This window comes from Streptomyces sp. SID14436 (genome assembly GCF_010548465.1).
Classification (GTDB): Bacteria; Actinomycetota; Actinomycetes; order Streptomycetales; family Streptomycetaceae; genus Streptomyces.
Genome location: NZ_JAAGMD010000706.1, coordinates 1 through 6,575 on the forward strand (window position 1 = coordinate 1; position 6,575 = coordinate 6,575).

10 protein-coding genes are annotated in these 6,575 nt (G+C 73.5%); 4 read left to right on the forward strand and 6 right to left on the reverse strand.

Annotated features, from left to right (window positions below; genetic code table 11):
* Nucleotides 1-401: winged helix-turn-helix domain-containing protein (locus G3I53_RS25615; RefSeq protein ID WP_203617412.1), on the reverse strand; the 401-nt coding region annotated here is incomplete at its 3' end.
* A gap of 290 nt (nt 402-691) precedes the next feature.
* Between G3I53_RS25615 and G3I53_RS25620 the strand changes: the two genes are divergently transcribed.
* Entirely contained in the window at nt 692-1,492 is an 801-nt protein-coding gene (locus tag G3I53_RS25620; RefSeq protein ID WP_164334389.1) for a site-2 protease family protein, read from the forward strand.
* Here the strand turns inward: G3I53_RS25620 and G3I53_RS25625 are convergent.
* Nucleotides 1,482-1,673, reverse strand: coding sequence for a hypothetical protein (locus tag G3I53_RS25625; protein WP_164334390.1), 192 nt, complete (start codon nt 1,671-1,673; stop codon nt 1,482-1,484). The two genes, G3I53_RS25620 and G3I53_RS25625, sit on opposite strands and share 11 nt — an antisense overlap.
* Before the next feature lie 75 nt (nt 1,674-1,748).
* Nucleotides 1,749-2,474: an NADPH-dependent F420 reductase gene (npdG, locus tag G3I53_RS25630; protein WP_164334391.1), complete on the reverse strand. Its 726-nt coding sequence runs from the start codon at nt 2,472-2,474 to the stop codon at nt 1,749-1,751.
* 153 nt (nt 2,475-2,627) lie between these two features.
* Here npdG and G3I53_RS25635 point away from each other — a divergent pair, with 153 nt between their 5' ends.
* A complete protein-coding gene (locus G3I53_RS25635) occupies nt 2,628-3,230 on the forward strand; it encodes a hypothetical protein (RefSeq protein WP_164438814.1) in 603 nt (200 codons plus the stop codon).
* 115 nt (nt 3,231-3,345) lie between these two features.
* Here the strand turns inward: G3I53_RS25635 and G3I53_RS25640 are convergent, their stop codons facing one another.
* Complete coding sequence (locus G3I53_RS25640; RefSeq protein WP_164333418.1) at nt 3,346-3,576, reverse strand: hypothetical protein; 231 nt, start codon at nt 3,574-3,576, stop codon at nt 3,346-3,348.
* 60 nt (nt 3,577-3,636) lie between these two features.
* Between G3I53_RS25640 and map the strand changes: the two genes are divergently transcribed.
* Both map and G3I53_RS25650 read left to right on the forward strand, forming a co-directional pair.
* On the forward strand, nt 3,637-4,494 hold the full coding sequence (map, locus tag G3I53_RS25645; protein ID WP_164333419.1) for a type I methionyl aminopeptidase: 858 nt from the start codon (nt 3,637-3,639) through the stop codon (nt 4,492-4,494).
* 155 nt (nt 4,495-4,649) lie between these two features.
* Complete coding sequence (locus G3I53_RS25650; RefSeq protein ID WP_164333420.1) at nt 4,650-5,297, forward strand: biliverdin-producing heme oxygenase; 648 nt, start codon at nt 4,650-4,652, stop codon at nt 5,295-5,297.
* An 88-nt stretch (nt 5,298-5,385) separates the two neighbouring features.
* Here the strand turns inward: G3I53_RS25650 and G3I53_RS25655 are convergent, their stop codons facing one another.
* Both G3I53_RS25655 and G3I53_RS25660 read right to left on the reverse strand, forming a co-directional pair.
* On the reverse strand, nt 5,386-5,574 hold the full coding sequence (locus G3I53_RS25655; RefSeq protein WP_164333421.1) for a hypothetical protein: 189 nt from the start codon (nt 5,572-5,574) through the stop codon (nt 5,386-5,388).
* A gap of 122 nt (nt 5,575-5,696) precedes the next feature.
* Nucleotides 5,697-6,389 (reverse strand): PhzF family phenazine biosynthesis protein, encoded by a 693-nt coding sequence (locus G3I53_RS25660; RefSeq protein ID WP_164438815.1) that lies wholly within the window; start codon nt 6,387-6,389, stop codon nt 5,697-5,699.
* Between the last annotated feature and the right edge of the window lie 186 nt (nt 6,390-6,575).

Consider the following 6,575-nt stretch of genomic DNA (forward strand, 5'->3'; position numbering starts at 1 on the left):
CGCCACAGGGCCAGGGCGTCGTCGAGGAGCGTCCCCGCCTTGGCCGGGTCGCCGTCGGCGAGGGCGGCCGTGCCCTCCGCGGCCAGCCGCTCGAACCGGTGCAGGTCGACGTCGTCGGGGGCGGCGGTGAGCCGGTAGCCGCCGTCGGCGGACGCCACGGTGTCCGCGCCGAGGGTCCTGCGCAGCCGCCCGACCAGCGCCTGGAGCGCGCCGGTCGCGTCGGCGGGCGGGTCGCCGTCCCACACCTCGTCGACGAGTGTGCCCACCGGGACGGTGCGGCCGGCCCGCAGGGCCAGGACGGTCAGCAGGGCGCGCAGCCGGGCCCCGCCGACCGGGACGACGGTGCCGTCGGCGTGGAGTGCCTGGGTGGTGCCGAGGATGCGGTAGCGCACGGGGTTCATTGTCTCCGGTGGACCGGGGCACCGGCGCGGAGCCCCCGCCCCACCCTTCACGGAACCGGCGGGCGGCGCGAGGCGTTTTCCCGGTTGCGGGGTACGGTCGGGCTTCGTGCGCCCGGGCGGGGCGGCGTGTACGGCCCGTGCGGGGTGCGTGGGTGGCGCGCGGCGCGTGTGTGTGCGTCTGCGTCGCCGGGGGCAGCCTGGCAGGCGGTGCCGCCGCCCGTCGTCCGCCTCCGCCCGTCATTCCTACGTCGATCCGTCCGTCCGCCGGTCCGGCCAGTCCAGGGAGATCCATGACCGCCACCAGCATCCGCCCCCGTGACCGGCGGATCAGCCCCGTGTTCCTGGGGATCCTGGCCGTGACCGCGGTGACGGGCTGGGCCACCTGGACCGGGTTCGCCGAACAGCCGGGCATCGCCGTGTTCCTGTTCGTGACGGCCGCCTGGATCGTCTCGCTGTGCCTGCACGAGTACGCGCACGCCCGCACCGCCCTGCACAGCGGCGACATCTCGATCGCCGCGAAGGGCTATCTCACGCTGAACCCGGTGAAGTACACGCACGCCCTGCTGAGCATCGTGCTCCCGGTGGTGTTCGTGATCATGGGCGGTATCGGTCTGCCCGGCGGGGCGGTGTTCATCGAGCGCGGGCGGATCCGGGGGCGCTGGCGGCACAGTCTGATCTCGGCGGTCGGGCCGCTGACGAACGTGCTGTTCGCGCTGGCCTGCACGGCGCCGTTCTGGCTGGACGCGCTGGACGGGGTCCCGGCCGACTTCCGGTTCGCGCTCGCGTTCCTGGCGTTGTTGCAGGTCACGGCCGCGATCCTGAACTTCCTGCCGGTGCCGGGCCTGGACGGCTACGGCGTGATCGAGCCGTGGCTGTCGCACGGCGTGCGCCGGCAGGTGGAGCCGTTCGCGCCGTTCGGCCTGCTGTTCGTGTTCGCTCTGTTGTGGCTGCCAGCCCTGAACGGCGTGTTCTTCGACGCCGTGGACGCGATCCTGTCGGCGCTGGGCGTCGGTGACCTGGAGACGTACTGCGGGCAGAACCTCTACCGCTTCTGGCAGGAGACGAACACGTTCTGTTCCGTCAGCCGGTGACGGGGCCGTCCTTCCGGGCGGCGCGGCCGCGCTTCAGGTAGTACCAGGCCATGTTGGACGACAGGCCCATGAGCAGCACCCACACCACGCCCACGAAGACGCCGCCGCGCACGAAGGAGACGACGGCCGCGACGGTGGCGAGCACACAGACGGCGAGGGCGTAGAGGGCGAGACGGGGCATGGGGTGGGCTCCTGTCGGGGGACACTGCGGTTGGTTCACAGGCGCTGCCTGCACCGTCCAGTGTCCCCCATCGGGTCACACGTCGGTGACGCGGAGCCCGGCGTGTGCCTTGTAGCGCCGGTTGACGGAGATCAGGTTGGCGACCAGCGACTCGACCTGGTGGGCGTTGCGCAGCCGCCCGGCGTAGATGCCCCGCATGCCGGGGATGCGGCCGGCCAGCGCCTGGACGATCTCCACGTCGGCGCGGACCTCGCCGAGCACCATCACGTCGGTGTCGATGGAGTCGATCTCCGGGTCCTGGAGCAGCACGGCCGACAGGTGGTGGAAGGCGGCGGTGACGCGGGCGTCGGGGAGCAGTGCGGCGGCCTGCTCGGCGGCGCTGCCCTCCTCCGGCTTCAGCGCGTAGGCGCCCTTCTTGTCGAAGCCGAGCGGGTTGACGCAGTCGACGATCAGCTTTCCGGCGAGTTCCTCGCGGAGCGACTCGAGCGTCTTGCCGTGGCCGTCCCAGGGCACGGCGACGATCACGATGTCGCTGCGGCGGGCCGTCTCGGCGTTGTCGGCGCCCTCGACGCCGTGCCCGAGCTCCTCGGCGGCGGCGCGGGCGCGCTCGGCGGCCCGGGAGCCGATGATCACCTTCTGGCCGGCCTTGGCGAGGCGGAAGGCGAGGCCCTTGCCCTGCGGCCCGGTGCCGCCGAGCACGCCGACGACGAGCCCGGAGACGTCGGGCAGGTCCCAGGGGTCCTTGGCGGGGGCCTTCGCGGTGCCCCCGGCGGGCTGCTGTGCGCTGTCGGTAGAGGTCATGGGGCCGACTCTACGTCCGTGGCGGTGCCGTATCCGGTGCACGTGAGCGCCGTCACGGGCGGGTCGGGCGGAACCGGCCCGGCATGCCCGGGTCGGGTGAACCGGGGCCGAACGCCGGGCGGCGGCGGCCGGGTTGGAGCAGGATGCGGTCGCATGGATGCGGTACGGGTCGCGCTGCTGCGGGAAGTGCTCGCCGGGACCGAGTGGCTGGGCGCCACCCGGCGGTTCGCCGGGGTGCTGCGGGGGGCGGTGGTGTCCCACGGGGGCGGGCTGCTGCTGGTGGGCACGCGGGCCTACGAGCCGTGGCACCTGGCGGCGCACCTGGTGGACGAGGCGGCCTGGTCGGGCACCCCGGAGCTGGCGCCGACGCTGGTGCGGCACGGGGCGCGGCCCTCGGATCCGGCGCATCTGGCGGTGGGTCCGGGGCGGCTGTCGGCGGCCCGGCGGGGCGAGACGGTGCTGGTGGTGGCGCCGGGCGAGCCGGGCGCGGTGCTGCTGGAGCGGGTGTCCGACGCCCGGCGGGCCGGGGCGACGGTGCTGGCGCTGGGGCCGGGCGACGGCGAGCTGCCGGGGACCGCGCACGAGACGCTGGCCGTGCCCGACGGTTCCGAGCTGGACCTGGACACCGTGCAGCACCTGGTGAGCGCCGCGGCCGGGGAGAACGCCCTGCCCGCACCGCGCGGGCGGCACCGGTTCCGCGACCGGCTGTCGCGGCTGGCGGACCTGCTGACGGCTCCCCCGCCGTCACGCTGGTGACGTGACGGCGGGAGGCCCGTCACCGCGGCACGGACCGTCCGCGGCCAGGACGGCGCTCCCCGGACCCCCCCCCGCCCGTCCCGCCAGTCCCGCCCGTCTCATCGCCCCAGTGGGCTCACTCGTCGTCGCGCTCGCGCTCCGGGTCGTCGTGCCACCGCGGGTCGTTCTCCCACTGGAGGTTGCGCTCGCGGGCGGTCTCCATCGCCCGCTCGGCCTCCGCCGGGCTGGTGTACGGACCGAAGCGGTTCTTGCCGGGGCAGTCGGGGCCCTCCTCGACCTTCATGTGTTCCAGGCAGTAGTACCACTCGCCCGGTTTTCCGGCGGTCCGCTTCTTGAACAGGGGCATGACCGGCTCCTTTCGCCTCGGAAGATGGTCCCCCGTCGGGGCTGAATTAGACTCGCCGGCATGTCTGGCCAGTCGCTGCTCGTCCCGGGGGAGCTGTCCCCCACCCGTTCCGTACCCGGAAACATCCGTCGTCCGGAGTACGTCGGCAAGCCCGCTCCCACTCCGTACACCGGGCCGGAGGTGCAGACGCCCGAGACGGTCGAGGCGATGCGGACCGCCGGGCGGATCGCCGCGCAGGCCATGGCGGAGGCGGCCCGGCACATCGCGCCGGGCGTCACCACGGACGAGCTGGACCGGGTGGCGCACGAGTTCCTGTGCGACCACGGCGCCTACCCGTCCACGCTGGGCTACCGCGGTTTCCCCAAGTCGCTGTGCACTTCGGTCAACGAGGTGATCTGCCACGGCATCCCCGACTCGACGGTGCTGCGCGACGGCGACATCGTGAACCTGGACGTCACCGCGTACATCGGCGGGGTGCACGGCGACAACAACGCCACGTACCTGGTGGGTGACGTCGACGAGGAGAGCCGGCTGCTGGTCGAGCGCACCCGGGAGGCGCTGAACCGGGCGATCAAGGCGGTGAAGCCGGGCCGGCAGATCAACATCATCGGCCGGGTGATCGAGTCCTACGCCAAGCGGTTCGGCTACGGCGTGGTGCGGGACTTCACCGGGCACGGCATCAACACCGCGTTCCACTCGGGCCTGATCGTCCCGCACTACGACAGCCCGCACGCGACGACGGTCATGCAGCCGGGGATGACGTTCACCATCGAGCCGATGCTGACGCTGGGGACCCACGAGTACGACCTGTGGGACGACGGCTGGACGGTCGTGACCAAGGACCGCAAGCGCACCGCGCAGTTCGAGCACACGCTGGTGGTGACGGACTCGGGCGCGGACGTCCTCACGCTGCCGTAGCCGCTGCGGCGTCTCCGTTCTCCCGTGGCCCGCCCTCTTCGGAGGGCGGGCTTCTTTCGTGCGCGGGCGGGGTAGGAAGTCATCGGCGGAGGATGCCGACAGGTTGTCGGCAAGGTATTGACTTAGGTAAGCCTAACCATAGAAGATCGGGACTCATGGACTCCTTCTCGACCCTGATCCGCACCGCGTCGCACGAGCAGCACGTGGAGGCGGAGACCTCGACGTTCATGAGCGACCTGCTGGGCGGCCGCCTGGGCGTGGACGCGTACGCGCGCTACACGGAACAGCTCTGGTTCGTCTACGAGGCTCTGGAGTCCGGCGCCACCCGGCTGGCGTCGGACCCGGTGGCCGGACCCTTCATCCGCCCCGAGCTGCTGCGCCTGCCGTCGCTGGAGCGGGACCTGGCCCACCTGCGCGGCCCCGACTGGCGTACCGGGCTCCGGGCGCTGCCCGCCACCCGGGCCTACGCGGAGCGCGTCGCCGGCTGCGTCCGGGACTGGCCGGCGGGTTACGTCGCCCACCACTACACGCGCTACCTGGGCGACCTGTCCGGCGGCCAGATCATCCGCGACAAGGCGGAGAAGACCTGGGGCTTCACGAAGAAGGGCGACGGGGTCCGGTTCTACGTCTTCGAGGAGATCGGCAACCCGGCCGCGTTCAAGCGGTCCTACCGCGAGCTGCTGGACGCGGTGCCGGTGGACGACCTGGAGAAGCAGCGCATCGTCAGCGAGTGCAAGCGCGCCTTCGCGCTGAACACCGACGTGTTCCGGGCCCTGGGCGAGGAGTTCCCGCTGTCGGCCTGAGCAGGGCCGGTCGGCGCCGCCGGGACGCGTCCGGGCCCCCGGCGCACCTGGCGCGGGGGGCCCGGACGGTGGGGCGCGGGACTACGGACTAGCCGTGGCAGTTCGCGCCGCCCCACTCGATCTCGGCGGTGTCCGTCTCGATCTCGCCGAAGTACGGGCTGCACGTGGCGTGGTCGCCGCCGGAGCGGTGGTGGTCGGACGCCTGCGCCGTGGCCACGGCACCGGAGGTCAGCGCGGCGGTCAGGACGGCCACGGCCAGGGCGGATCGGATGCGCATGGGATTCCTCTCGGGAGGGTGACTGATCACGCCCAGAGGTCCCCCTTCGCCGGGCCCCACACACACGGTTCCACCCGGACGGACGCGCGCGGATGCGCTGGTCAGCGCTGCGCGTACACCCGTCAGCGTTCCAGGTACACCCGTCCGCCGATCTCGGTCCACCCGTGCGGCTGCGGAGCGGTGAGGATCTGCGAGCCCGCCCCCTGGGTGATGTTCAGGGCGCGGCCCAGGTGCTCGGTGAGCAGCAGCGCCGCCGCGCCCGTCGCCTCGTCCTCCCGGGTCTCCCCGGTCTCCCCGTCGCCGCCGTCGCCGTCGCCGCCGTCGCCGTCCCGGCGGGCGAAGGCGCGGGCCCGGACCCGGCCGCCCGGCTCGTCCTCCCAGGCCCAGGCGTACCGGGGCGGCTCGCCCTCCCGCATCGACGGCACCGCCAGGCCGTCCACCTCGGCGGCGGACGCGTACTGCTGCAGCGTGTGCCGCGGCACCCAGTCGGCCCGCGCCTCGATCCAGCAGAACTCGCCGTCCTGCCGCGCGCCCATCACCCCCGCGTCGGTGGTGAGTTCGGGCACGTCGAGCAGCCAGGCCGCGCCGACGCAGGGGTGGCCGGCGAACGCCGGGTGCCGGGCCGGGGTGCGGATGTCGATCGCCCCGCGCTCGGGGTCGTCGACGAACACGGTCGCGCCGAAGCCGAGTTTCGCGGCCAGCGCCTGCCGCTCGCCGTCCTCCGGCAGCACCGATCCGTCGCGCACCACCCCGAGTTCGTTGCCGTAGCCACCACGGGGCCCGCAGAAGACACGCAGCACGTCGTAGTCAGTCACGCGACGCATTCAAGCACCGTCACCCGCCCGCCCGGCCCCGGTCCGGGGGCCCGCGCGGCCGGAACGGCGGAAGGGGTGCCCCGGGACGGAACCGGGGCACCCCTTCACTTCGTACCCGCGCGGGCTACTCGGCCGCGGGGCGGCGCCTGCGCACCGCGAGGACCACGCCCGCGCCCGCCGCGACGG

Excerpts from the sequence above, each read along its gene's own strand:
- G3I53_RS25635 (WP_164438814.1), top strand. The coding sequence starts at position 2,628 with ATGGATGCGGTACGGGTCGCGCTGCTGCGGGAAGTGCTCGCCGGGACC.
- G3I53_RS25625 (WP_164334390.1), bottom strand. The coding sequence starts at position 1,673 with ATGCCCCGTCTCGCCCTCTACGCCCTCGCCGTCTGTGTGCTCGCCACC.
- npdG (WP_164334391.1), bottom strand. The coding sequence starts at position 2,474 with ATGACCTCTACCGACAGCGCACAGCAGCCCGCCGGGGGCACCGCGAAG.
- G3I53_RS25650 (WP_164333420.1), top strand. The coding sequence starts at position 4,650 with ATGGACTCCTTCTCGACCCTGATCCGCACCGCGTCGCACGAGCAGCAC.
- map (WP_164333419.1), top strand. The coding sequence starts at position 3,637 with ATGTCTGGCCAGTCGCTGCTCGTCCCGGGGGAGCTGTCCCCCACCCGT.
- G3I53_RS25655 (WP_164333421.1), bottom strand. The coding sequence starts at position 5,574 with ATGCGCATCCGATCCGCCCTGGCCGTGGCCGTCCTGACCGCCGCGCTG.
- G3I53_RS25640 (WP_164333418.1), bottom strand. The coding sequence starts at position 3,576 with ATGCCCCTGTTCAAGAAGCGGACCGCCGGAAAACCGGGCGAGTGGTAC.
- G3I53_RS25620 (WP_164334389.1), top strand. The coding sequence starts at position 692 with ATGACCGCCACCAGCATCCGCCCCCGTGACCGGCGGATCAGCCCCGTG.